General features: G+C 62.2%; 23 protein-coding genes. 8 read left to right on the top strand and 15 right to left on the bottom strand.

The window, feature by feature from the left end; all coding sequences use genetic code 11:
* Positions 1 to 19 precede the first annotated feature (19 nt).
* The 3 genes from fliG (at position 20) to PO860_RS01555 (ending at position 2,820) form a co-directional block, all read left to right on the top strand.
* A complete protein-coding gene (fliG, locus tag PO860_RS01565) occupies positions 20 to 1,060 on the top strand; it encodes a flagellar motor switch protein FliG (protein ID WP_183605684.1) in 1,041 nt (346 codons plus the stop codon).
* Positions 1,061 to 1,291: 231 nt separating this feature from the next.
* On the top strand, positions 1,292 to 2,371 hold the full coding sequence (gene flhB, locus PO860_RS01560; protein ID WP_183605683.1) for a flagellar biosynthesis protein FlhB: 1,080 nt from the start codon (positions 1,292 to 1,294) through the stop codon (positions 2,369 to 2,371).
* Between the two features lie 5 nt (positions 2,372 to 2,376).
* A complete protein-coding gene (locus tag PO860_RS01555; protein ID WP_183605682.1) occupies positions 2,377 to 2,820 on the top strand; it encodes a hypothetical protein in 444 nt (147 codons plus the stop codon).
* Between the two features lie 37 nt (positions 2,821 to 2,857).
* On the opposite strand, the gene visR is transcribed toward PO860_RS01555, so the two are convergent.
* The 13 genes from visR to PO860_RS01490 form a co-directional block, all read right to left on the bottom strand.
* The gene (gene visR / locus PO860_RS01550) at positions 2,858 to 3,604 is read right to left on the bottom strand and encodes a transcriptional regulator VisR (RefSeq protein WP_183605681.1); all 747 of its coding nucleotides are present in this window, start codon (positions 3,602 to 3,604) and stop codon (positions 2,858 to 2,860) included.
* An 8-nt stretch (positions 3,605 to 3,612) separates the two neighbouring features.
* Entirely contained in the window at positions 3,613 to 4,359 is a 747-nt protein-coding gene (gene visN, locus PO860_RS01545) for a transcriptional regulator VisN (protein WP_183605680.1), read from the bottom strand.
* Positions 4,360 to 4,723: 364 nt separating this feature from the next.
* Entirely contained in the window at positions 4,724 to 6,415 is a 1,692-nt protein-coding gene (fliF, locus tag PO860_RS01540) for a flagellar basal-body MS-ring/collar protein FliF (protein ID WP_183605679.1), read from the bottom strand.
* Between the two features lie 167 nt (positions 6,416 to 6,582).
* Positions 6,583 to 6,972, bottom strand: a complete 390-nt coding sequence (cheT, locus tag PO860_RS01535; RefSeq protein ID WP_183605678.1) for a chemotaxis protein CheT — start codon at positions 6,970 to 6,972, stop codon at positions 6,583 to 6,585.
* Between the two features lie 16 nt (positions 6,973 to 6,988).
* Complete coding sequence (gene cheD, locus PO860_RS01530) at positions 6,989 to 7,543, bottom strand: chemoreceptor glutamine deamidase CheD (protein WP_003570356.1); 555 nt, start codon at positions 7,541 to 7,543, stop codon at positions 6,989 to 6,991.
* Positions 7,540 to 7,929, bottom strand: coding sequence for a response regulator (locus PO860_RS01525; RefSeq protein ID WP_003556488.1), 390 nt, complete (start codon positions 7,927 to 7,929; stop codon positions 7,540 to 7,542). The genes cheD and PO860_RS01525 overlap by 4 nt, the downstream gene beginning before the upstream one ends.
* The gene (gene cheB, locus PO860_RS01520; RefSeq protein ID WP_183605677.1) at positions 7,930 to 8,973 is read right to left on the bottom strand and encodes a protein-glutamate O-methylesterase CheB; all 1,044 of its coding nucleotides are present in this window, start codon (positions 8,971 to 8,973) and stop codon (positions 7,930 to 7,932) included.
* Positions 8,970 to 9,878 carry a protein-glutamate O-methyltransferase CheR gene (cheR, locus tag PO860_RS01515; protein ID WP_097619928.1) on the bottom strand — a complete coding sequence of 303 codons (909 nt, stop codon included), beginning with the start codon at positions 9,876 to 9,878 and terminating at the stop codon, positions 8,970 to 8,972. Before cheR ends, cheB begins: the two co-directional genes overlap by 4 nt.
* Positions 9,875 to 10,342 (bottom strand): chemotaxis protein CheW, encoded by a 468-nt coding sequence (locus PO860_RS01510; RefSeq protein ID WP_164006521.1) that lies wholly within the window; start codon positions 10,340 to 10,342, stop codon positions 9,875 to 9,877. Before PO860_RS01510 ends, cheR begins: the two co-directional genes overlap by 4 nt.
* Before the next feature lie 4 nt (positions 10,343 to 10,346).
* Positions 10,347 to 12,647, bottom strand: a complete 2,301-nt coding sequence (locus tag PO860_RS01505; RefSeq protein ID WP_273883547.1) for a chemotaxis protein CheA — start codon at positions 12,645 to 12,647, stop codon at positions 10,347 to 10,349.
* A gap of 17 nt (positions 12,648 to 12,664) precedes the next feature.
* A complete protein-coding gene (gene cheY1 / locus PO860_RS01500; protein WP_003570362.1) occupies positions 12,665 to 13,030 on the bottom strand; it encodes a chemotaxis response regulator CheY1 in 366 nt (121 codons plus the stop codon).
* Complete coding sequence (locus PO860_RS01495) at positions 13,027 to 13,323, bottom strand: STAS domain-containing protein (protein ID WP_003588585.1); 297 nt, start codon at positions 13,321 to 13,323, stop codon at positions 13,027 to 13,029. The genes cheY1 and PO860_RS01495 overlap by 4 nt, the downstream gene beginning before the upstream one ends.
* Before the next feature lie 63 nt (positions 13,324 to 13,386).
* Positions 13,387 to 15,015: a globin-coupled sensor protein gene (locus PO860_RS01490; protein WP_183605675.1), complete on the bottom strand. Its 1,629-nt coding sequence runs from the start codon at positions 15,013 to 15,015 to the stop codon at positions 13,387 to 13,389.
* A gap of 620 nt (positions 15,016 to 15,635) precedes the next feature.
* Between PO860_RS01490 and PO860_RS01485 the strand changes: the two genes are divergently transcribed.
* Complete coding sequence (locus tag PO860_RS01485; RefSeq protein ID WP_273883548.1) at positions 15,636 to 17,057, top strand: ArnT family glycosyltransferase; 1,422 nt, start codon at positions 15,636 to 15,638, stop codon at positions 17,055 to 17,057.
* A 6-nt stretch (positions 17,058 to 17,063) separates the two neighbouring features.
* Here PO860_RS01485 and PO860_RS01480 read toward each other — a convergent pair whose 3' ends face one another.
* Positions 17,064 to 17,324, bottom strand: a complete 261-nt coding sequence (locus PO860_RS01480; RefSeq protein ID WP_183605673.1) for a helix-turn-helix domain-containing protein — start codon at positions 17,322 to 17,324, stop codon at positions 17,064 to 17,066.
* Positions 17,325 to 17,403: 79 nt separating this feature from the next.
* Here PO860_RS01480 and ybaL point away from each other — a divergent pair, with 79 nt between their 5' ends.
* The 4 genes from ybaL (at position 17,404) to PO860_RS01460 (ending at position 23,176) form a co-directional block, all read left to right on the top strand.
* Positions 17,404 to 19,221, top strand: a complete 1,818-nt coding sequence (gene ybaL, locus PO860_RS01475) for a YbaL family putative K(+) efflux transporter (protein ID WP_183605672.1) — start codon at positions 17,404 to 17,406, stop codon at positions 19,219 to 19,221.
* Between the two features lie 54 nt (positions 19,222 to 19,275).
* Positions 19,276 to 19,656, top strand: a complete 381-nt coding sequence (locus tag PO860_RS01470) for a hypothetical protein (RefSeq protein ID WP_272782935.1) — start codon at positions 19,276 to 19,278, stop codon at positions 19,654 to 19,656.
* Positions 19,657 to 19,739: 83 nt separating this feature from the next.
* Positions 19,740 to 22,289, top strand: coding sequence for a protein translocase subunit SecD (gene secD / locus PO860_RS01465; RefSeq protein WP_183605670.1), 2,550 nt, complete (start codon positions 19,740 to 19,742; stop codon positions 22,287 to 22,289).
* A gap of 170 nt (positions 22,290 to 22,459) precedes the next feature.
* Positions 22,460 to 23,176, top strand: coding sequence for a sensor histidine kinase (locus tag PO860_RS01460; RefSeq protein ID WP_275038033.1), 717 nt, complete (start codon positions 22,460 to 22,462; stop codon positions 23,174 to 23,176).
* Between the two features lie 70 nt (positions 23,177 to 23,246).
* On the opposite strand, the gene PO860_RS01455 is transcribed toward PO860_RS01460, so the two are convergent.
* Positions 23,247 to 23,684 carry a response regulator gene (locus tag PO860_RS01455; protein ID WP_183605668.1) on the bottom strand — a complete coding sequence of 146 codons (438 nt, stop codon included), beginning with the start codon at positions 23,682 to 23,684 and terminating at the stop codon, positions 23,247 to 23,249.
* Positions 23,685 to 23,705: the final 21 nt, after the last annotated feature.

Here is a 23,705-nt window from a genome sequence, read left to right as displayed (position 1 = left end):
GGGACGGAGAGGTTAGACCATGATGGACTTTGACGATTTCGGCGGCGCGCTAGCCGGGAAACCGTTGACCCAGGCTGAAAAGGCGGCGGCTGTCCTTCTCGCTATGGGAAAGGGAGTCGCCGGCCGGCTGTTGAAATATTTCACCCAGGCCGAACTGCAGACCATTATCGCCTCCGCTCAGTCGTTGCGCGCCATTCCGCCGGACGAGCTGCTGATGCTCGTCGCCGAATTCGAAGACCTCTTCACCGAGGGCGCCGGACTGATGGATAACGCCAAGGCGATCGAGGCCATTCTGGAAGAAGGCCTGACACCCGACGAGGTGGACAGCCTGCTCGGCCGCCGTACTGCATTCCAGGCCTACGAAACCTCGATCTGGGATCGCCTCAGCGAGGCGGAGCCGACATTCGTCGCCCAGTTCCTGCTGCGCGAACATCCGCAGACCGTCGCCTATATTCTTTCGATGATGCCTTCCAACTTCGGCGCCAAGGTGCTGCTGCAGCTTCCCGACAACCGCCGCGCCGACATCATGAACCGCACGGTCAACATGAAGACCGTCAGCCCGAAGGCTGCGCAGATCATCGAGAACCAGGTGATGACGCTGCTTGCCGAGGTCGAGGCAGAGCGCAATGCCGCCGGCTCGACGAAGGTCGCCGACCTCATGAACGAACTCGACAAGCCGCAGGTCGACACGCTGCTTACCTCGCTGGAATCGATCAGCCGCGAGTCGGTCAACAAGGTCCGCCCGAAGATCTTCCTGTTCGAAGACCTCATGTACATGCCGCAGCGCAGCCGCGTCATGCTGCTCAACGACATCTCGACGGATGTGCTCACCGTCGCGTTGCGCGGCTCGCCCGCCGAGATCCGCGAATCGGTTCTCTCCGCCATCAGCCCGCGCCAGCGCCGCATGATCGAATCGGATCTGCAGAGCGGCACGGGCGGCGTCAATCCGCGCGAGATCGCCATTGCTCGGCGCGCAGTGGCGCAGGAAGCGATTCGCCTGGCCAACTCAGGTCAGATCGAGCTCAAGGAGAAGGAAGGCGACGCTTCGGCAGCCGCCTAACTCTTCGAGACTGTTGACAAATCCGGCAAGCCGCAAGGCGGCTGTTGATCGCCGCCGCACAGGCGACTACCTTCTGATAGCAGGCTGCGCTCTAAAGCGCGTCGGAGGAACCCGGTTCCTGCGACGCGCTTTAGGTCTTTGTTTTGATGCATGTCGTCATCCCAAGACCGCTGCACAGTTTCGGGCGACATGCATTGGCTGCGGCCTGTTTCTTTTAGGGAGGGCCGCGACTTGGCAGATGATGACAAGGACAGCAAAACAGAAGCCCCGACCGCGAAAAAGCAAAGCGATGCCGCGGAAAAAGGCAACGTGCCGTCTTCGCGCGAGCTGTCGATCTTCGCCACCATTCTCGCCACCTACATCTATCTGGTGTTCTTCCTCCCCGACAGCGTTGGGCGCATGACGGAAACGCTGCGCGACATCTTCGAGCAGCCCGACCAATGGAAGATCGAGACAGGGCCGGATATCCTGTCGTTGTTCGTCCGGATCGGCTGGGCCAGTGCGGCGCTGCTGGCGCCAGCCTTCATCCTGGTCATGGTGTTCGGCATCGCCTCCTCCGTCTTCCAGAACCTGCCGACGCTGGTGCTCGAACGCATCCGGCCGCAAGGCTCGCGCATCTCGCCGATCAAGGGCTGGGAACGGCTGTTCAGCCTGCCCGGCCTCATCGAATTCGGAAAATCGCTGTTCAAGGTCGTCGTCGTCGGGGTGATTCTGTTTTTCGTGCTCCGGAGCGAATATTTCAGCTCGATCGACGCGATGTTCTCCGACCCGCAAACGATCCTCGTGCGGATCACGACGGCGATGCGCAAGATCATCATCGTCATGCTGATCGCCACCGCGATCGTGGCGATCGCCGACGTTTTCTGGACGCGCCATCACTGGTTCACCGAGCTGAGGATGACGCGGCACGAGGTCAAGGAAGAAAACAAGCAGGCGCAGGGCGACCCCTTCGTCAAGAGCCGGCAGCGCTCGCTGATGCGCGACCGCGCGCGCCGGCGCATGATCGCCGATGTGCAGCGCGCAACGCTCGTCATCGCCAACCCGACGCACTATGCGGTAGCGCTGCGTTACGCGCGTGAAGAGAACGACGCACCGGTGGTGCTGGCCAAGGGCCAGGACCTCATCGCACTCAAGATCAGGGAGATCGCCGAGCAAAACGGCATCCCGGTGTTCGAAGATCCACCGCTTGCACGCTCCATGTTTGCGCAAGTCTCGGTCGATAGTGTCATACCGTCAGTCTTCTATAAGGCCGTTGCGGAGCTGATCCACCGGGTCTACGCCGCAGACGCCAAGAACAAACGGGTAAGATAAGTCGAATGAAAAAATGCCCTCACTCTACCCAGCGTGAAAAAATCCTGGCAGAAGCGATCAGCCCGGTCGCCACGGAACTGCGCCTTCTGGATGCTTCTGACCTTATTTCACTGCTGCGCTTCGAGTATTATGGCAATCTTTCCGATCTCGTCGCCTCGGCAGCCGAGCTTTTCTTTCATCCCGGCACGGTGAATTTCGGCCTGGGCGGCAACTATACGCTGGAATGGGGCGGCAAGCCCGAAGTCGTGCTCGATCTGGAAATCAAGCCGCGCGGCGTCACCGTCTACGCCCAGCTCACCCTTGCCGAAGACCATGCCGGCATCGAGATCAACCATATCGCTTTCCAGGATCCCTCGGCCGATCCCGACGAGAACACTATCTTCCTGAAAAGGAGCCTTCGGGAATCGCGTTACAACGTGAACCAGCCGCCACGGGCGCTGGCCAGCTGACGTCTCCGAGGATAATTGAATCCGGTGGTTTGTCCGCTCAGCTGATGTAGCCGAGCCGGATCGCCTTGGCGATCGCCTGGATGCGATTGACGGAATCGAGCTTGATGGTCGCCGAGCCGAGATAGGCGTTCACGGTGTGCACGGACAGGCCGAGCTTGTCGGCGATCTCTTCGCTGATGCGGCCGTCGCCGGCGAGCTGGAGACAGGCGATCTCGCGTTCGCTGAGCGCTTCGGCGGCAGCCGTGCGGCGTTCGTCGAGCGAGAGCAGATCCATCATGATATGGCAGCAGCGACCGTGAAGCTCGACGATGGTATCGCTCGAGGGATCAATGTCATCGCCGGTGAAAAGGATGAAACCGTTGCCGACGGCGCCAAGCCGCACCGGAAAGGCAAGGCCTGAGAAAGGCAGGATACCGTCCTGCAGCCGGGTCATGAACGGCGCGAAGTCCGCCGGTCCGGGTGCCGCACGGTCGTAACCGCCCGCCCATGAGAGCGGCAGCAGCGACTTTTCGATATGGTCGAGAAGGATATCGCCGTAGGCATCCGTGAAGGCCTTGCCGAAACCGGCATTGGAAGAGCCCCAGTTTTCGAGCTCGCACACCAGGCGCTGCTTTGCCGGAAGACCCGAGCCGCTGACGCGGAAGATCGCGAACCCTTGCGCATCGGCGAGCTTCTGCATCGCAATCAGCCGCGGAAAGAGATCGGACCGGCTGGAAATCCTATTCACACGCACCATGCGCAGTTGCTCGGCGCCGCTCATCGTCCTGGCTGATGGGTGCCCCATAGATCCCCCTATACGAGATTGTTGCGGACGGCGAAGGCAATGGCCTCGGACCGGGTCTTGGTCGCCGTCTTGCGCATCACGCTGGTGATGTAGTTGTTGATGGTATTGCGGGAGATTCCGAGGATCATCGCGATCTCGTCGCTGGTCTTGCCCTCGGCGATCCAGAACAGGCATTCCAGCTCGCGGTCCGTCAAATCGAAATCGCGGTCGACCCTGGTGCCGCCGCAGCGCAGGAAACTCGCGACATAACCGGCAAGCAGGCCGACATCCCGCAGGCGCTCCGGCGACAGGATGAACCCCTCACCGAACAGGAACATCAGGGCCAGCCGCGACCGGCCGACATTAAAGGTCACCGAACAATATTGGCGGCTGGCGCCAGCCGGGACGTCGGCGCTGTCAGGCATGAGGGCAAAATTCGGCTGGAAGACCTGCATGCATTTTTCCAGCTCCGTCGAACGGGCATAGCCGCGCACCAGATCATTGGCGATATCCCTGACCAGGTCGAAGGGCCAATCCGACGAAACAATGAAATCGAGGCCGCTTTCCTGGAGGAGATCGCAGCGCGCCAGAAGATAGTGGGAAGCACCGACGTACTCCGTCAGCGCGCGCAGACCAGACTGCAACCTGCCAGTGTTGGCGACGCCGTGCAGGCGCTGGAGCAGTTCATCACGCGGCAACAGATCCGGCACCACAGCGCTCGCGAAATTCGACATTTGCCTCTCGCCTTTGCTCGCCTGAATTACGTCCATATCCATTGGCAATGTCCTGCGGCTGAGAAACCATCAAACTCGGTGCAACAGCAATTTTTCTGTAAGGGATTCAATTCGAGTCCCGCTCGAATCCCATTTCGAATCACCCAAGGGTAAGCCAGCCGGTGCAAATCACCATCTCCGACTTCTAGGGATTTACATCCGCTGCCGCCCATGCACTGATTCGACGATCAATTCCAGCCCTCAAGATATGGGGGAAGGCTACGGTGATTCTGGCTGTGCCGCAACTTCATTCGCGTTTTACGCGAGTAGCGCCTTTATCAAGTTTCCCTACAGCGGCAACAATTCCGTTACAGCAAATGAAGCTTCGGCACCGACATGAAAAAGGCCGGTTGCCCGGCCTTTTTTCTTATGCTGCCTCGTCGATCGCCCATTTCCGGAGGATTTTCGCGGCGCGTTCCTCGTTGATCTCGACCATGCGGGAGAGCTTGCGTTCCGGGCCTTCCTTGACGCGGCGGTTGAAGTTGCCGTCGTCGTCGCCGAGGCTGAGCAGATCTTCAGTGCTGTCGAAGCCGAAGTCGGAGCCGAAGCCGTCCATGAGAGCGCCGCCCGAGGCGCCCGCCGCCGGCGCGAAGTCCGGAAGCTCGAGGCCGGCCGCTTCCGGCGTGGCGTCGCCGAGAACCGAGCTGGAGCTATTGCCGCTGACGCTGCGCACCAGAGGCCGCAGGCCCATCCAGACCACCACGAAGGCGACCGCGACAAAGGCCAGTGAGTTGATGATGCCGGCAAGGTTGCGGCTCAGCATGTCCATGACGCGGACACCGCCGGTGGCGTCTTCGAGCAGCTGGTTCTCAAGGAAGTCCATGGCCGTGACGGTGACGACGTCGCCGCGGTTGGCGTCGATGCCGGCTGCCGAAGCGACGATGCTCTTCATCTCGGCAATATAGGCGTCCATCTTGGCCTGATCGGCGGGCTCGCCGACCATCTTGGCGATACGGCCCTTGTTGACCACCACAGCGATCGAAAGCTTCTCGACCTTGTAGCTGTTGCGGGTCGTCGCCGTCGTCTTGCTGTTGATTTCGTAATTGGTCTGCTCTTCGCGCTTGTCGGATTTGTCCTCCGATTGAGGGCCGGCGGAACCACCGGCCTCGGGAGCGGCCTGCGGAATGTTCTGCTCGACCGTCGTCGCGCTATCGGACTGCTTCTGCTGCGACTGCTGCGCTTCCTTCGTCGAGCGGACCGAGCGTTCGACCTTGGATTCGGGATCGTAGGTCGTTTCCTGGATTTGCTGGGCGTCCGTGTTGAGATCGGCGGTGACGCTGGAGCGGAAGTTGTCCATGCCGAGGAAGGGTGCCAGCGCCTTGTCGATGTTGGATTCGACTTCCTGCTGAACGTTCTGGACGATGTTGAGCGAGCGGTTCAGCGAGCTGTTGCTCGCTTCGTCGCCGGATGCAAGCAGCTGACCGGCGGAATCGAGGATCGTCACGTCATCGACGTCAAGCCCCGGCACGGCCGAGGCGACGAGGTGGCGGATCGAGGTGGCGGCACTGCGCCCGGTGGCAGCGCTGGCGCGAATCATGACGGAGGCGGTCGGCTTCTGCTCCTGCTTCCGGAAGTTTCCGACCTCCGGCATGACGATATGCACGCGCGCGGCGGTTATACCCGAGATCGACTGGATGGTGCGGGCGATTTCGCCTTCCAACGCGCGAACTCGCGTCACCTCCTGCATGAAGGAGGTCAGGCCGAGCGAGCCGACATTGTCGAAGAGTTCGTAACCGGCATTGGCGCTGTTCGGCAGGCCGCGCTCGGCAAGCATCAGGCGGGCCTTGCCCGTCATCCCCGCGGGGACGCTAATGCTGGAGCCGTCGGTGCCGACCTGGAAATTGATGTTGGCTTCGGCAAGGGCCATGCTGATCTGGTTGAGATCCGGCGAGTCCAGACCGACATAAAGCGTTTCCTGTGCCGGCTTGTTGACGAAAAGGGCGGCCGCAAGGACGATTGCGATGGAGACGGCACCGACGCCTCCGAGAATCATCAGGCGTGTTCGGCCAAGGGAACCGAAGTTCTTAAAGATCTGAACTAATTGATTTAACAGATTCATTCTGTTCTCGCACAATCCGTCAAAGACAAAGCAGGCTTATTGCCTCATCTGACGAATAATCGGCGAAACTTGTGCGAGCGTTTCGTGAAGCGCGTGCGGGAGCGAAAGGCTCCTTGTTCATGCATGTCGTCATCCCGGATCAGCGGCACGCCGCCGGGCGACATGCATCAGAAGAAGTCGAAGTCGCCGGCTGCCTTGCTCAGCGGCTGGGAGTGGCCGTGGCGTGTGGCGCCGCCCAGCGCCTTTTGCATCTCCGCCAGCTTGACGAGGCTGAGCGCAGTCGCGACGTCGACTGCCCAACCGTGCGGGATTTCGCCGGTGATGGTGTCGATGAACTCGGCAAGGCCGCGCGATTTCTGCACGGCAAGATCGATGCCCTGCATGACCTTCATGGCGTCAGGCGAATTCAGGATTGCGGCGCCGCCGAGGTCGAGAAGCTGCGGCTCGATGCGCTCGATGAGGTAGGCAACATCGTGCAGTTCGGAAACGATGCGCATCAGGATGTCGCTCAGCGCTTCCACAGGCGCAGGCGGCTCCATCACCGGGTTAAATGTCATAAGAAAATCCTCGCCATCAAAAAAATTCGATACTGGTTTCGACGGGCTTCGGCGGAGCGGCGGGCCGCTGCTCGAGAGCGACGGTTCTCTGCGTTTCGGCGCCGGTCAGGGGGTATTGCCGGGCACGACCGGACACCGGCCAGTATTCGAGCTTGCGTCCATGGTCTCCGCCTGTGGAGGAACCGACCACCGGAATGCCTTCATCCCTCAGGAACTGCATGGCGAAGGCCGCGTTCTGCTCACCGACATTGGAGAATGTCGAGATCGTCTTCGCGCCGCCGAAGATCTTTGCCTCCAGCCGGTCGCGCCGGGCGCCCTGCTTCAGGAGACCGTTGATCAGCAGTTCCATCAGATGCACGCCGTAACGCGTGGCATCGCCGCCTGATGTCGGCGACGTCGCCGAACCGGGCAGCAAGAAGTGGTTCATGCCGCCGATACCGGCGACAGGATCTCTGAGGCACGCAGCCACGCACGAGCCGAGAATGGTCGAGAGGACCGCATTCGGATCGCTCAGAACCTTGTACTCGCCCTGAATGATGTGCACGCGGCGGGCTGCCCCCTCAGTCATCATTTCAGGGCTCCAAACACGGCTTCGATGGCCGCTTTCATCTTCTCGATCGTGAACGGCTTGGCGAGCACGTTGTTGGCGCCGAGCTGGGCTGCCTTCTGCACCAGTGCGCGGTCGCCCTGGGCGGTCAGGATGATGAAAGCCGCCTTCTTGGTGTTCGGGTTGGTGCGCACGGCCTGAAGGAAGCCGATGCCATCCATCTTCGGCATGTTGAAGTCCGAGATCACCAGGTGGTGCGGCTGCTCGGCCATGATCTTCATGCCCTGCTCGCCGTCGCCTGCGGACGTGATCTGCTTGAAACCGAGCTGGGTCAGCGCGTCGCTGAGCAGCAACCGGCTCGTTACCTGATCGTCGACGATCAGAACTTTGATTTTCTCCGCGATCGACATTTATTCGGTCCCTTCCTTTCGGGCGGCTGTCATTTTCAATATTTCCTCACCGATGGCAGACAGCGGCAGCTGCTGCTCAACGGCGCCAAGTTCGTGAGCAACCCTTGGCATTCCGTAAACGACACAGGTTTTTTCGTTCTGGCCGAGTGTTCTGGCGCCAGCGTGGCGCATTTTCAACAATCCGGCGGCGCCATCGCGGCCCATTCCGGTCAAAATCACGCCGACAGCATTGCGGCCTGCCAGTTCCGCCACCGAATCGAACAGCACGTCGACCGATGGGCGATGACCGTTGACCGGCGCCCGGTCGACAAGACGGCAGCACGGCGCCGAGGCACCGCTGACCTGGAGGTGACGCTCGCCGCCCGGCGCCAGATAGATCTTGCCGATTTCGAGACGGGCACCATCGGTCGCTTCCTGCACCACCGGCGCACAGAGGCGATTCAGCCGTTCGGCGAAACTCTTGGTGAAGGTCGGCGGCATATGCTGGGTGATGACGGTCGGCGGGCAGTTGGCCGGAAACTTCTGCAGCACGGCAATCAGCGCCTCGACGCCGCCGGTCGACGAGCCGATGGCGACGATCTTGCGGCCGACGCGGAAATCGGCGACCGAGGGCGGTGGGGCAACGGCAGCAACCGGCTGGGAGAACTGGCGCTGCGTGCGCGCGGCCGCCTTGACCTTCTCGGCGAGGTCGCCGAAGGGTCTGAGTTCGCCTGGCCCCGGCTTGCCGACGCAATCGAATGCACCGATCTCCAGTGCGGCAAGCGTCGCCTCGGCGCCGCGATGGGTCATGGTGGAGACCATGATGACCGGCATCGGGCGCAGCGTCATGATCTTTTCGAGGAAGTCGAGACCGTTCATGTTCGGCATCTCGATGTCGAGCGTCACGACGTCGGGGTTCAGCCGCTTGATCGCCTCGCGCGCTTCCAGGGCGTCGCCGGCCTGGCCGATGACGTTGACCTCGGGGTCGGAGCTCAGGACGGCAGTGATCAGCCCGCGCATCGTCGGCGAGTCGTCAACAACGAGAACCCTTGCCGGCGCGCTCATGCCTTCCTCCCGAGACCTTTGGTCGTATAGCGATAGGTCGTGATGCCGATATTGTCGAAGACGTGTTTCGCCTCGCCCGACACACGCTCGGAATGACCGATATAGAGGTGGCCGCCCTCCGGCAGCAGGCCGGCAAAACGCTGCCAGATCTTCATCTGCGTCGGCTCGTCGAAATAGATGACGACGTTACGGCAGAAGATGACGTCGAACTTGCCCTTGAACGGCCATTGCGCCATCAGGTTCAGCTCGTTGTAGGTAATCAGCCGCTTGACGCGGTCGTCGACCTGGAACTTCCTGCGGCCCTGGACCTCGACTTCGCTGAACCATTGCTTGCGCATGGCAGGCGACACGGTTTCGAGCGCGTTCTCATCATAGGCGCCGGCCCGGGCGATCGCCAGGATCTTCGGGTCGATGTCGGTCGCCAGGATCTTGAAGTCGTAATCGGCGACATTCGGCATCAGCGACAACACGGTGAGCGCGATCGAATAGGGTTCCTGCCCGTCGGAGGAGGCGGCCGACCAGATGCGCACCCTGCCGCCCGATCTCGCCCGCTGCAGCAGTTCCGGCAGGACATGGTCGCGCAGGTGGTCGAAATGATGGTTCTCGCGGAAGAAGCGGGTGAAATTGGTCGTCAGATGCGACAGCATTTCGCGGCGCGGCGCAGCGCCCGCCGGCGAAGCGACGAGGTCGCAATATTCCCGGAAGCCGGAGAGACCGAGACTTCGGATGTGCTTCGACAGGCGCGAATAGACGAGCGACGCCTTCGTCTCGTTGAGGAAGATGCCGGCATCGGAATAGATCATCGCGGCGATCTCGGTGAGGTCGCGGCGCGTCAGCGGATATTCTCCGCTTGCCAAGACCTCGTCGGATCCCTGCCTCTGATCTTTTGCGCCCATTACACTCATGCGGCTTCGCTTTCGGTCTCGGGAAAGAGGGCTTCAAGTTCGATCAGGCAGATCATGCGCTTGTCGATGGCGAGAATGCCGCGGGCAAATTGGCGCTCGAGCTCGGAGGAGATCTCGGGCGTCGGCTGGACGGTTTCGTCGGTCACCGTCAGAATATCGGAAACGGCGTCGACCAGGAGGCCGACGACCTTACGCCGGACCTGGGCGACGATGATGACATGACGGGCGGTCGGATCGGCCGGCTTCATGCCAAGCCGGGCCGCCAGATCGATGATGGGCAGCACCGCGCCGCGCAGGTTGATGACACCCAGCATATAGGCAGGCGAATGCGGCATCGCGGTCGCCGGGGTCCAGCCCCGGATCTCACGAACCGACATGATGTTCACGCAAAATTCCTGATCCCCGATGCGGAACGCGATCAGCTCGCGGTCCCCCTCGTTCAGATTTTTTACGGCGTACGACATTCCCTTACCCTACCGCTGCTAACGACATTTCTGCTTTGAGCGACTGGCCGCGCGAGGCGCCGACAACCGCGTCGACATCGAGGATGAGAGCGACGCGCCCGTCACCGAGAATGGTGGCGGCGGCAATGCCCGGCACATGGGTGTAGTTGGCTTCCAGGCTCTTGATGACCACCTGGCGCTGACCCTGGATGGCGTCGACCATCAGGGCGCGCTGGCCGCCGCCTTCGGATTCCACCAGAAGCGCCACGCCCTCGACCGGGTTCGCCTGGGTCGCGCGGAAGTTCAGGATGCGGCCGACATCGACGAGCGGGCAGAACGAGTTGCGGATCGAGATCAGCCGGTGGTTTGCGCCGAAGGAATGGATCGCGGCCGCTTCCGGCTGCAGGGTTTCGACGATTGCCGTCAGCGGCACGACCAGCGTCTGGCCTGCAACGGTGACTACCATGCCGTCGAGGACGGCGAGCGTCAGCGGCAGGCTCATGGTGAAGACCGAGCCGTGGCCCGGCTTCGAGGTGATGTTGATACGGCCGCCGAGCGCCTGGATCGAACGCTTGACGACGTCCATGCCGACACCGCGGCCTGAAATGTCGGAGATCTTGTCGGCCGTCGAGAAGCCCGGCAGGAAGATCAGGTTGTCGATTTCCTCGTCCGACAGGTTGGCATCGGCCGGGATGAGATCGTTGTCGATCGCCTTCTGGCGGACCTTCTCGCGGTTGATGCCGGCGCCGTCATCGGCCAGCTCGATCAGGATGCGTCCCGAACGATGCTTGGCGGTCAGGCGGACCGTGCCTTCGGTGTTCTTGCCGGCGGCTGCCCGCTTTTCAGGCGTCTCGATACCGTGGTCGACCGCATTGCGGATCATGTGGGTCAGCGGCTCGGCCAGCTTGTCGATAACCGTCTTGTCGACTTCGGTATTTTCGCCTTCGGTGATCAGGCGGATCGATTTGCCGGTCATGTCGGCGATTTCGCGGACGATGCGCGACATGCGCTGGAACACCGGCTTCACCGGCTGCGCGCGGATCGCCATGACCGAGTCCTGGATCTCGCGGGTGAGCTGCTGCAGCTCCTCGAGACCCATATTGATCGAGGAGGTGCCGGTCGTGTCGTTCTCGATGACGCTCTGCGACAGCATCGCCTGGTTGATGACCAGTTCGCCGACGAGGTTGATCAGGCGGTCGACACGGTCGAGATCGACGCGGATCGTCTGGCCGGCGCCGGCGGCATTGTTCTGGGCGGCGGCACTTGCGGCGGCCGCTGCGGCGGATGCCGATTCCTTCTTCTCGACGCGGGCAGCGGCTGCCGCCATCTGCGTGACATTGGAGGCAGTCTCGGCCGCGGCAACGGCGGCGGCGGTCTCGGCGGCGACAGCGCCGGACACTTCTTCCACTGCGCCCGATTCGTCCAGGATCGACAGGTCGAACGGAACCGGCACCATCGGCAGTTCCTCGTTGCTGGTCGCGTCGGCTCTTGCTTCCGCGACAGCCTTTACCGTCAGTTCGCAATCCCACTCGGCGAATTCGAAGACGGTGCGAATGGCGTCCTCGCCCTTGTCGGTCTTGATCGTGACGTTCCAGAAGAGATAAGCGCCTTCCGGATCGAGTTCCTCGAGGCCGGGAAGCTCATCCGTATTGCAATAGATGGTCATTTCGCCGAGGCGCGAGAGGTCGCGCAGCAGCAGCGTAGCGTCATTGCCCTTGGAATAGAGTTCGTAGCGCGGCTTGAAGGTGACTTCATAAGCCGGCAACCCGGCGCCCGCATCGCCCTCGCCGCCAAAATCGTCGAAGGAAAATGGGATCGGCTGGAAGCCGCTGTCGTCGGTCGGTTTGACGGCCGGAGCCGGAGCGGCCGGAACGGCCTTGGCCACGGGCTTTGCGGCGGCCTTGGGTGCCGGCGCCTCGGCCGATGCCGAGGGAGACGGCAACTCGCCGTTGGCCAGCGCCTCGAGTTCCTTGACCAGGCCGCGGCTGCGGCTTTCATCGACACTGCCGCCGTCGCGCGCAGCATTGGTCAGGTCGGCGAGCACGTCGGCCGACTTCAGCATCACCTTCAGGACGTCCTGATTCGGCTCCAGCTTGTTGGAACGAACGCAATCGAGAGTGGTCTCGAAAACATGGGCGAAGGCAACCAGATCATCAAGGCCGAAGGCGCCGGCGCCCCCCTTGATCGAATGCACGGCACGGAACACCGCATTGACGGTTTCCGGATCGCGATCGCCATCATTCATTTTCAGAAGACCGGATTCCAGCTCGGCGAGCTGTTCCTCGCACTCCTGGAAAAAGATCTCTTTGATTTCGTTCATATCCATAGGAGCAAATCCTGGGTTTAAGCGGTTACACGCTCAATGGCATCGATCAGCTTGGCCGGGTCGAAAGGCTTGACGATCCAGCCCGTGGCACCAGCCTGGCGGGCGCGGTTCTTCTTTTCCGCGTCGCTTTCGGTGGTCAGGACCAGGATCGGGATCGCCCGATACTTTTCGTTGCGGCGAACGCCTTCGATGAAGCCGAAACCGTCGAGACGCGGCATGTTGATGTCGGTCACGATGACGTCAGGATTGGACTCTTCGAGAACCTCGAGGCCCTCGACGCCGTCTTCCGCCTGAATCGTCTCGAAGCCGGCATTGTTCAGCGTCACGAGAAGCATGTTTCGGATGGTGCGGGAATCATCCACGGTAAGAACTTTTTTCTTCATTGCCGAATCTCCTTGGCAAGCAGGTGATCAATATTGACGCCCACCAGCTGCATGGTTTTCTGAAATGCGTCGGACACCTTGGAGAAGGTGAATGGCTGCTTGTCCTGTTCCCAGGTCTTCTCGGCGGACATCAGAACCTGGGCACAAAGAGCGCCGATCCGCTCGACGCCCGAGGCGTCGATCGAAAGACCGCTGCCGCGCAGCGAGAGGAGTTTATCGCGCAAGGCCGAGGCCTCGTTGAGGTCGAGCACCGCTGTCAAATCCAGCGTCTTGCCACTCTTCTTTGCTACCATCAGTTTTTCCTTGTCCCCTTGTCCCCGGCCCGAGCAGACGAGCTGAGGTGATAATCCGATAGGTTAGTAAACATTCCGCCCACCTCCGACGCTCGCGAGAGGTTGCGGAAGGCTAAAATCATCATTTTCGTATTCATCTTCGACAGGTGCCGGACGGGCGGCGGCCTCGAGGGCGCGCGGCGGCGTCACGCGCACCGGCGCCGGGCGCCCAGCATGGGCATTTTCCCGGGCGATGCGGAATTCGCGAATCGTCTGGCCGAGTTCGAGAATGACGGTGTGCAGGTGGTCGGCGCCTTCGGCGGAGCGCTCGGCAAGGCCGGCGCTGTCGGCCACCTCGCCGCCCAGGCTCTTGACGTCTGATGTCACGCTGTCGAGGCTTTCGGCATGTTCACCGGTTCGGGTGGCGATGCCTGATATGGCGGCGTTGATGTCGGTGACCTGGCGCACGATGCTGCCGATCGAATCCTGTGTACGGCCAACCATCTGCACGCCGGCGTCGACCTGTGCCTTGGTTGTCGTCACCAGCGTCTTGATCTCGCGGGCGGCTTCGGCTGAGCGCTGTGCCAGAGCGCGGACTTCCTGGGCGACGACGGCAAAACCGCGGCCGGAATCACCGGCGCGGGCGGCCTCGATGCCGGCATTCAGCGCCAGGAGATTGGTCTGGAAGGCGATCTCGTCGATCGCGCCGATGATCTGGCCGATCTTTTCGGCAGACTGCTCGATATCGGCCATGGCGCTGATCGCGCGGCCGACGACCTCGCCGCTTTCTTCGACGGCGGTGCGCGTCGAGGCGGCTGCCTGCTCGGCGGCGCGGCTGTCGGCAGCACCGTCGCGGACACTGCCGGCGATGCCGGCAAGGGCCGCGGCGGAAAGCTGCAGCCGCTCGGCCTGGCCGGAAGCCGTGCCGGCAAACTGCCTGGACAGGCCAGCAAGCGAGGCCGTCGCCGCTTCGGCCTTCAGCGTGCGATCGGTGATGGCTGTAAATTCGGCCTGGAGACCATCCAGCGCACCGTTCAGCGCGGCGGCGATCCCGGCATGATCGCCATCGACGGGCGCGCGCCGCGTCAGGTCGCGGGCGGCAAGACCTTCGATGACATCGCCGAAGATCCGGGCGATCTCGGCCTCATTGTCGGCGCGCTGATCGGCAAGCGCGCGGCTCTGGGCGGCGCGCAGCGCGTTGAAACGCAGCGAGACGGCGATTTCCACATCGACCATGACGATGCGGATGATCGCGGTCATCAGATCGGAAATTTCGCGGCTGCGGCGCTTGGCAGACGGCAGCAGCGGCCGGCCGGCAATATTCTCGGCGAGACCGGAAACGACATGCTCCAGCATAACGCCATGGCCGGCCACGTGCCAGCGCGGGTCGAGGCCGATCTTGCTTTCGGTATCGGAGAGAACCTTGACGCGCTCGGCATAGAGGCTGTCGAACCGCGCATCCGTCAGCACGTCCCAATGCGAGGACTGCAGATCATGCAGACGCTCGACCTGGCGCTCGCTCTCGAAATTGCGCGAAGCGTCGGGGAACGACTGGAACCTGTGGAAGAGATCCCTGAGACCTGCCTTCAGATGTGCTTCGAGGGCAGGCCGGTTGCGGCGCACCAGCTCGCACTGCTCGGCATCGAGACCGGCAAAACGCAGGCGGTCGCGCAAGCTGCCTGCCTGCGCTCCACGAGCCTGATCTGATGGCATGTCCTGCCTCAACGCCTGTCCCCAACCACGTTCCGAGCGAAGGCCCGGCCAAAAACTTTTGCAGCATCCGATAAACGCCAAGCGTGGAGACGGTCCTTGCCACCGGTTACAACCGGCGGGTCGAGCCCCCTGATCAGCTATGTTTCGGAGCTGTCTGAAGAGATGGATACCGGATCAACCCGGTACGGCGGGACGGCGTCATGCCTGGTGGGAACGAGTGCATCTTCCCATTCCGACGTGTAAAGCAATGTTTATGGTTAATTCCTTGCCTGAAGGTTAATAAGCCTTTTCGCAGTGCCGGCTTTTGAAGCAATTCAAGGCCGTTGGCAAAAAATACTGCTGCGGAGTTGCACGGCTGCTACAAGGCACACGCAAGCTCCGTGTTATAGGCCGGTCGATAGCCAAGACATGACGTCGACAAGGACAGAGCAATGATTGTTCTCGGATTGGGTTCCTGCTTGATTGCAATGACGCTGCTTGCCGCCGTCGCCCGCCTCGATTCTCTCGCCGCAAACCGCGACATCCGCGGACTTCGGGTGTTCTAGACCTTTCCCGTTGGCAGTCCGGCGCCTTTGGTGTAATCGCACTCGCGCCTTTCATGTCAGCGGAACAGTCGGTTCATGTCCCCCAGATCAGGTCTCCTCATCGTTCTTGGCTTCACGCTCTGGCGCGTCGTCACGCTGCATTTCGATGCGACCGACCTTTTCGTCGACGAGGCGCAGTACTGGTTCTGGTCGCAGAATCTCGATCTCGGCTATTATTCGAAGCCGCCGATGATTGCCTGGGTGATCCGGGCGATGACCGAATTCTCCGGTTCCGACGCCATCTACTGGATCAGGCTCGCCGGACCGCTGATCCATATGGCGGCGGCGCTGGTGCTGATGAAGGTAGCGAAGCGTTTCGTCGGGCCGGAGATCGAAGGCTGGACGGGCGCCACCTATATCACCCTCCCGGGCGTCGCGCTGTCTTCGGTATTCTTTTCGACCGACGTGATCCTGCTGTTCTTCATCGCGATCGTCTTGCTTGCCTATTTCGGCCTGACACAGCGGCGCTCGGTCGGGCTGGCGCTCATCATGGGCCTCGGCGTCGGCCTCGCCTTCCTGACGAAATATGCCGTGCTGTTCGTGCTTCCCGGCGGCGCGCTTGCTCTCCTCCTCATTCCGGCCGCACGCATCGCCATCCGGGATTTCATCATCGCGGTCGCGGTCGCGATTGTTGTCGCCTTGCCGAACCTCTGGTGGAACCTGCAGCACGACAATACGACGGTGCGGCATACGCAGGACATCGCCCATTGGAGCGAACTCGGCATCAATCTCCGTCGCGGGCTGGAATTCTTCTCCGCCCAATTCGGCGTCGTCGGGCCGATCATCTTCTTTGCGATGCTCTGGGCGGTCTATCGCATGATCAAGGGCAGGAGCGACGACCGGGAAAAGATGCTGGTCTGGCTGTCGATGCCGGTGGTGGTGCTGATCACGCTGCAGGCAACGGTCGCCAAGGCCTATGCCAACTGGGCCGTGACCGCCTATGTCGCTGGCACCATCCTTGCCGTCTGGCTGCTCTATCGGTTATGGCCGAAAGGGCTCAGGCTGTCGCTCGCCATCAACGGCGTCGCCAGCCTGCTCTTTCCGCTGGCGACAATCTTTCCGCAACAGTTGCTTTTGCCGAACGGCGACGAGGTGATGAAGCGCTATCTCGGCCGCGCCGAGGTCAGCCGCCAAGCCGCAGCACTTGCCGGCCAGGCCGGCACCGACATCATCGTCACCAATGATCGCGACATGGTCGCCGATCTTTTCTATACGCTGCGCGGCAGCTCCTACAGGATCTATGCGCGCGCGCCGGCGGGCCTTCCCGAGAGCTATTACGAGCAGGAATTCGCCCTGCCGGCCGACATAACCGGCAAGGTGCTCTTCCTGACGGACGGTCCCTTCAGCTGCGCCACCGAGACGCCCGAGCTGCTGAAGAACTGGCAGCCGACGGCGGGCTATTACAAGGGCAAGGCGCTCTCCGTTTACAAGGTCTCTGCCGCCTGCCTGGCGCCCTGAACGGGTTCAGCCGGCTGGATTGGCCAGGCAGAGGCCGGTGCCCGCCCCTTCGATCTCGACGAATCTGACGCCGCCCTCCTCGAAGGCGAGGCGCAGCTGCGCCTCCGTCGCGCGGTGGATCTCGTGGTGGCGACCCTCATAATCGCGAATGGTGCTGCGCGAGACGGCTGCCCTTTCGGCAAGATCGGTCTGGGTCCAGTCGAGCAGGCCGCGCGCCGCGCGGCAGAGAGCCGGGGTGAGAATTGTTTCCCTTGCGCCTTGACCCATAATTCTAATTTACCCATATTGGTCGATATAGACCATATATGTCATATTACGAACGGGATTTCCAGATCGGGAGACAGCGATGCCACACGATACGCCCTTGATTTCGACAATCGTCGGCGGCCTCGTGCTGGCTTTCATCTTCGGCGCGTTTGCCCATCGGCTGCGGATGCCGCCGCTGGTGGGCTATCTGATCGCCGGCGTCCTGGTCGGGCCGCATACGCCAGGTTATGTGGCGGATCAGAGCCTGGCGCCGGAGCTGGCCGAAATCGGCGTCATCCTGCTGATGTTCGGTGTCGGACTGCATTTCTCCCTGAAAGACCTGCTGTCGGTGCGCGGCATCGCGGTGCCCGGCGCCATCGCGCAGATCGCCTTTGCGACCCTGCTCGGCTGGGGGCTTGGCGCCTTCATGGGCTGGCCGACCGGCGGCAGCCTGGTCTTCGGCCTGGCGCTTTCGGTCGCTTCAACCGTGGTGCTGCTGAAAGCGCTACAGGAGCGGCGGCTCGTCGAGACGGAGCGCGGCAGGATCGCCGTCGGCTGGCTGATCGTCGAGGATCTCGCCATGGTGCTGGCGCTGGTGCTGATCCCGGCCGCAGCCAGCATCGGCGGCGAGGGCCATGCTCCTGTCGAGCCGCTCTCGGCCGGGCTGAGCCGCCTGTTCGGGCTCGATCTCGGCATCGGCGGCATGATCGCCATGACGCTGGTGAAGGTGGCGCTGTTCGTGGCGCTGATGCTGGTCTTCGGCCGCAAGCTCATTCCGTGGACGATGCACCGCATTGCCCATACCGGGTCGCGCGAGCTGTTCCGGCTCGGCGTGCTGGCGATCGCGCTCGGCGTCGCTTTCGGCGCGGCAAAGCTCTTCGGCGTGTCGCTGGCGCTCGGCGCCTTCTTTGCCGGCATGGTGCTGGCCGAAAGCGAGCTCAGCCATCGCGCCGCCCAGGAAAGCCTGCCGCTGCGCGACGCCTTCGCCGTGCTGTTCTTCGTCTCGGTCGGCATGCTGTTCGATCCGAACATCCTGATCGACAAGCCACTGCCGATTCTGGCCACCATCTTCATCATCGTCATCGGCAAGTCCGTCGCCGCGCTGCTGATCGTGCTCGCCTTCAAGAAGCCGCTCGGCACGGCGCTGACGATTTCGGCCAGCCTCGGCCAGATCGGCGAATTCTCCTTCATCCTCGCCGCCCTCGGCGTCGAACTCGGTCTGCTGCCGGGAGAAGGCCGCGATCTGATCCTCGCCGGCGCCATCATCTCGATCATCCTCAATCCGCTGCTGTTCTTCCTCTGCGACCGCATGCGGCCGCTTTTCGAAGGTGCGAAACGTGAAGACGTCGTGGCGGACCCAGCCGCTGCCGATGCGATCGCCACCCAGGAGGAGACGCCGGCCGAAGACGACGAGGTGCACCCGACCGCTCTCGGCGGCCACGCCATTCTCGTCGGCTACGGGCGGGTCGGCAGCATCGTCGGACAGAACCTCAAATCGTCAGCCACACCTTTTCTCGTCATCGAGGATTCCGACAAGCGCATCGGCGAACTGAAGGCGCAGGGCATCGAAACCCTGATGGGCAATGCGGTGGCGAGGGAAACGCTCGACCTCGCCAATCTCTCAGGCGCCCGCAGCATCGCCATCGCCATCCCGAACGCCTTCGAGGCCTGCCGCATCGCCGAACAGGCGCGCAGCGTCAATCCGTCGATCCTCATCGTCGCCCGCGCCCATTCCGACGCCGAGGTCGATGAATTGAAGCACTATGGCGCCGACACCGTCATCATGGGCGAGCGTGAAATCGGGCTTGGCATGGTTGACCGGCTCGCCCAAGTGCATCATGAGAGTGTGCCCTATGAAGACGGGCATGGGCCTGATACAATTATCCCGGCGGATGACCCTCCGCCGCAAAGAGAATGAGAGATTGGCGCGCTTTTGAGCCGATACGGGAGTGACATCGCCGGGACGGAGACGATGGAGCTGGATCAGCACCGTCTGACGAACCGTATCGCCGCTTCCCTCCTCTTCGCCATCCTTGCTTATCTCGGCCTGCTTTTCGGCGGCAATCTGATCATCTCGCCCGATGTCGCCGTCAATACGCTTTCCTCCTCCGGCCGGGATCCGCAGCCGCCGCAGCTGACTGCGCGCGATGCCGTGCGCGGATTGCTCGCCACCGAGCGCAGGCTTGCGCCGAAGCAGGCAGTCCATGACAGCGGATCGCCCGCGCTTGCCGCCGCCCCGGTTCTCGATTTCGCCGGCTGGGACATATCAGCCGTTTTTCCGGCATCTGAAGCGTCGCTTCATGCCGCGGTCTCCAGGGCCCATCAGCCGCGCGCCCCGCCGGCGGCTGCCTGACGTTTGCGCCGAGGCGCTTCCGACATCTGACGACATACCGCCAGCGCCTGAGCGCCGGCCCTCGATTATCTAAGGAATACAACATGCGTACTTCACCATGGCTGGTGTTCACCTATACGGTGATCATCTTTCTCGGCCTATTAATCGCCCTGCCGAACGTCCTGCCGCAATCCGTCCTCCAGCGCGTGCCGGCTTGGCTGCCGCATGAACAGGTGTCGCTCGGCCTCGACCTTCGCGGCGGCTCGCATCTCGTTCTGGAAGTCGACGAAGCCGATCTGACCAAGGAGCGGCTGCAATCGCTGCTTCAGGACGCCCGCCGCGTGCTGCGCGAAAAGGGCATCCAGCCCAAGGCCGTCGTCCGCAGCCAGAACCAGATCGTCGTGACGCTCGCCGATGCCGCCCAGAGCGATGCCGCCGTCACCGAGCTCAAGACGCTCGCCAACCCGATCAGCACCGGCATCAGCGCCGGTCAGGCGGATCTTGCCGTCACTGCAAACGGCGCCACCATCACCGTCGGCTTCTCGCCGGCCGGCATCTCCGCCAATGTCGACAATGCCGTCCAGCAGAGCCTTGAAGTCATCCGCCAGCGCGTCGACCAGGTCGGCGTCTCCGAGCCGACCATCCAGCGCATCGGCGCCAACCGCGTGCTCGTCCAGCTTCCGGGCGCACAGGACCCGTCGCGCCTGCGTGAGCTTCTCGGCTCCACCGCCAAGATGTCGTTCCACATGCTGTCGCCGAACAACCAGCCAGGTCCCGGCGTGACCATGCTGAAGGACGATGAAGGCCGTACCTACCCGGTGCTCGATCGTGTCGAAATCTCCGGCGACCGGCTGTCGGATGCCCGCGTCAGCTTCGATCCGAACACGCATGAGCCGATCGTCAGCTTCCGCTTCGACAGCGCCGGGGCCAGCCGCTTTGCCGATATCACCCGTCAAAACGTCGGCAATCCCTTCGCCATCGTCCTCGACGACAAGGTGCTGAGCGCCCCTGTCATCCGCGAGCCGATCACCGGCGGTTCCGGCCAGATTTCCGGCAACTTCTCGGCCGACAGCGCCACGACACTTGCCGCCATGCTGCGCGCCGGCGCCCTGCCCGCCAAGCTGACGGTCATCGAGGAACGCACGGTCGGCGCCGACCTCGGCGCCGATGCCATCAAGATGGGTATTTATTCCGGCCTCGTCGGCTTTGCTCTCGTTGCCCTCTTCATCTTCGTTCTCTATGGCACCTGGGGCATCCTGGCGAATGTGGCGCTGCTGATCCACACGATCCTGACCTTCTCGGCCCTGACGCTGGTGGGGGCGACGCTGACCCTGCCGGGCATTGCCGGTGTCGTGCTCGGCATCGGCCTTGCGGTCGATGCCAACGTTCTCATTAACGAGCGCATCCGTGAGGAAACGCGCAAGGGCAAGAGCGCCTTCGCCGCCATCGATACCGGCTTCAACCGGGCCTATTCCACCATCATCGACGGCAACATGACGGCCCTGATTGCGGCCGCCATCCTGTTCTATTTCGGCTCCGGACCGGTTCGCGGCTTTGCCGTGACCATGGCGCTCGGCCTGATCATCTCGATGTTCACCTCGGTTGCCTTCGTGCGCGTCGCAATGATCGAGATCACCCGCCGCCGCAAGTTCAAGGTGCTGAACATCCGGCCGCTGATCCCGTTCAGCCCTTATGACAAGCATATCCAGTTCATGAAGGCGCGCTTCTTCGGCGTCACCGTTTCGGCGCTGCTGTCGATTGCCTCCGTCGTGCTGTTCATTCATCCCGGCCTCAACTACGGCGTCGATTTCCGCGGCGGCATCCAGATGTCCGTCAAGACGCAAGGGGCTGCTGATCTTGCGAAGTTCCGCGAAGGTCTTGATAGTCTCGGCCTCGGCGAAATCACGCTGCAGTCCTTCGGCGACAAGAACAGCATCCTCGTCCGCGCGCAGCGGCAGGAGGGCGGCGAAGAGGCGCAGACGGCAGCGGTGACCAAGCTGAAGGCAGAAGTCGCCAAGATCGACCCGTCCGCCACCGTCGAAGGCACCGACGTCATCGGCCCCAAGGTCAGCGGCGAGCTCGCCTCGGCCGGCATCCTGTCGGTGGTGATCGCAAGCTTCGCGATGCTGATCTATATCTGGGTGCGGTTCGAATGGCCGTTTGCCGTCGGCGCCATCGTCACGCTGGTGCTCGACGTCACCAAGGCGATCGGCTTCTTCGCGATCACCGGCCTCGACTTCAACCTGACGGCCATCGCCGCCATCCTGACGCTCGTCGGTTACTCGGTGAACGACAAGGTCGTCGTCTATGACCGCATGCGCGAAAACATGCGGCTCTATAAGTCGATGCCGTTGCGCGAGATCATCGACAAGTCGATCAACGAGACCCTGGCGCGAAGCCTCTACACCAATGCGACGGCCTTCCTCGCCCTGGTGCCGATGGCGATCTGGGGCGGCAGCGCCGTCTCGAGCTTCGCGATCCCGATGGTCTTCGGCATTCTCGTGGCCGGCGCCTCTTCGATCTTCATCGCCGCCCCGATTCTGCTCTTCCTCGGCGACTGGCGCCGCCGCCACGCCAAGGCCGCCCCGGGAGACGATACGGCCGTTGAGATCATCCCGCCGGAACAGGGTCGCCCGCGCAAGTCGGCAAGCTAAAATATCCAGTTGACGCATCCTTGAAGAGGGCGCCGGTTGCAGAGCCGGCGCCCTCTTTCTATTGTCGGTGACTGCAAGGATAAAATCATGCAGCGTTTCAAAGGATTACAGCGTCCTTTGCGTGCCTGAAAACAGACGCGGCGCTGCCACAGAGATCGGGAAACCGCAAGATGTCATCCGACCCGACGAGACCATCGGAAACCAATATTGCCGGCGACAGCGAGGAGCGCATCAAACGATTTCTCGCGACCGCCTCGCACGACCTGCAATCGCCGCTCCGCCATATCGCCATGTATGCCGAGCTGCTGCTCGACGATCTCGAGGAAACGCTCGACGGCGACCAGCTTCAGAGCCTCAGGATGATCATGGAGAAGGCGCAAGCCGCACAACGCCTCACCAAGGCATTGATGAGCCTTGCGGGCGGAGCACCTCAGGTGACACCTGAAGAGGTCGATCTGCAGGCGCTCTCCGAAAATGTCTGGGGCGAGCTGACCGACGAAACTGGGGTTAGCGATGCGACGCTTGAAAGCGAAGGCCTGCCCTCCATCCGCACCGACGCCGCCCTGCTCGGGCTGGTGCTGCGGCATCTGCTGACCAATGCCCTCATTTATCGCGGCGAAGCGCCGCCACGTGTGACGATTGCGGCGGAGCGAAAGGGCACGGATTGGTTCATCCGGATCTCCGACAATGGCCCGGGCATCGATACTGCCTATCGCGAGCGGATATTCGAGCCTTTCTGGAAATTGCCGAAGGCGGGAGCGGTCCAGGGCGCCGGCCTCGGATTGACGACGGCGCGGGAGTTTCTGACGGCACTTGGCGGCAATATCAGCCTGGAACATTCGGATGCAAGCGGCAGCCGCTTCATCATCCGCCTTCCGATTGCCTAAGCGTCTCGCAAAAGTGTGCAGTGGTTATGCGAGTGGCAGGCGAATCTGAAGATCGCGCCGCGCTTTAGGGTCAGATGCTGTAATCGTCCTTCCAAAAATCCGGGACGTCATAGGTCACATATTCGCGGATGATGTGCTGCAGCGTCTGGGCATCGATCTCGTCCTTGCCGATGCGAAAATCGACGCCGTAGTTCGGGAACTCCTGGAAATAGCCGCCCGATATATCGGTCGAGACGACGCCGATCGGGCCGGTGTAACCGATGCCGCGCAGTTCCGGCACCGTTTCGCGGAAATCGGCGTTCGGCAGAAGGCGGTTGTCGAGCAGGATGAGATCGAAACGCGCCAAGCGGATTTTTTCCAGCGCGTCCCCGATAGACGGTGAATATTCCACCTCGACGGCCGGCTCGGAGAGCTCGGCGATCTTCTTCTTGAGCGCACGGAATTCGATGAATTCGTCGTCGACAAAGAGAACCTTTACGGCGTTCCTTCGGCCCGTTTCGGTGATCATCGTCTCAATTCCCCAATCCCG

This window comes from Rhizobium binxianense (genome assembly GCF_028994275.1).
Classification (GTDB): Bacteria; Pseudomonadota; Alphaproteobacteria; order Rhizobiales; family Rhizobiaceae; genus Rhizobium; species Rhizobium binxianense.
The sequence above is the reverse complement of the archived record's forward strand: the minus strand, read 5'-3'. Positions and strand labels throughout refer to the sequence as shown.

Coding starts and splice junctions, on each gene's coding strand:
- fliG (WP_183605684.1), top strand. CDS start 20: ATGATGGACTTTGACGATTTCGGCGGCGCGCTAGCCGGGAAACCGTTG.
- PO860_RS01555 (WP_183605682.1), top strand. CDS start 2,377: ATGAAAAAATGCCCTCACTCTACCCAGCGTGAAAAAATCCTGGCAGAA.
- visR (WP_183605681.1), bottom strand. CDS start 3,604: ATGGGGCACCCATCAGCCAGGACGATGAGCGGCGCCGAGCAACTGCGC.
- visN (WP_183605680.1), bottom strand. CDS start 4,359: ATGGATATGGACGTAATTCAGGCGAGCAAAGGCGAGAGGCAAATGTCG.
- fliF (WP_183605679.1), bottom strand. CDS start 6,415: ATGAATCTGTTAAATCAATTAGTTCAGATCTTTAAGAACTTCGGTTCC.
- cheT (WP_183605678.1), bottom strand. CDS start 6,972: ATGACATTTAACCCGGTGATGGAGCCGCCTGCGCCTGTGGAAGCGCTG.
- cheD (WP_003570356.1), bottom strand. CDS start 7,543: ATGATGACTGAGGGGGCAGCCCGCCGCGTGCACATCATTCAGGGCGAG.
- PO860_RS01525 (WP_003556488.1), bottom strand. CDS start 7,929: ATGTCGATCGCGGAGAAAATCAAAGTTCTGATCGTCGACGATCAGGTA.
- cheB (WP_183605677.1), bottom strand. CDS start 8,973: ATGAGCGCGCCGGCAAGGGTTCTCGTTGTTGACGACTCGCCGACGATG.
- cheR (WP_097619928.1), bottom strand. CDS start 9,878: ATGAGTGTAATGGGCGCAAAAGATCAGAGGCAGGGATCCGACGAGGTC.
- PO860_RS01510 (WP_164006521.1), bottom strand. CDS start 10,342: ATGTCGTACGCCGTAAAAAATCTGAACGAGGGGGACCGCGAGCTGATC.
- PO860_RS01505 (WP_273883547.1), bottom strand. CDS start 12,647: ATGGATATGAACGAAATCAAAGAGATCTTTTTCCAGGAGTGCGAGGAA.
- cheY1 (WP_003570362.1), bottom strand. CDS start 13,030: ATGAAGAAAAAAGTTCTTACCGTGGATGATTCCCGCACCATCCGAAAC.
- PO860_RS01495 (WP_003588585.1), bottom strand. CDS start 13,323: ATGGTAGCAAAGAAGAGTGGCAAGACGCTGGATTTGACAGCGGTGCTC.
- PO860_RS01490 (WP_183605675.1), bottom strand. CDS start 15,015: ATGCCATCAGATCAGGCTCGTGGAGCGCAGGCAGGCAGCTTGCGCGAC.
- PO860_RS01485 (WP_273883548.1), top strand. CDS start 15,636: ATGTCCCCCAGATCAGGTCTCCTCATCGTTCTTGGCTTCACGCTCTGG.
- PO860_RS01480 (WP_183605673.1), bottom strand. CDS start 17,324: ATGGGTCAAGGCGCAAGGGAAACAATTCTCACCCCGGCTCTCTGCCGC.
- ybaL (WP_183605672.1), top strand. CDS start 17,404: ATGCCACACGATACGCCCTTGATTTCGACAATCGTCGGCGGCCTCGTG.
- PO860_RS01470 (WP_272782935.1), top strand. CDS start 19,276: ATGGAGCTGGATCAGCACCGTCTGACGAACCGTATCGCCGCTTCCCTC.
- secD (WP_183605670.1), top strand. CDS start 19,740: ATGCGTACTTCACCATGGCTGGTGTTCACCTATACGGTGATCATCTTT.
- PO860_RS01460 (WP_275038033.1), top strand. CDS start 22,460: ATGTCATCCGACCCGACGAGACCATCGGAAACCAATATTGCCGGCGAC.
- PO860_RS01455 (WP_183605668.1), bottom strand. CDS start 23,684: ATGATCACCGAAACGGGCCGAAGGAACGCCGTAAAGGTTCTCTTTGTC.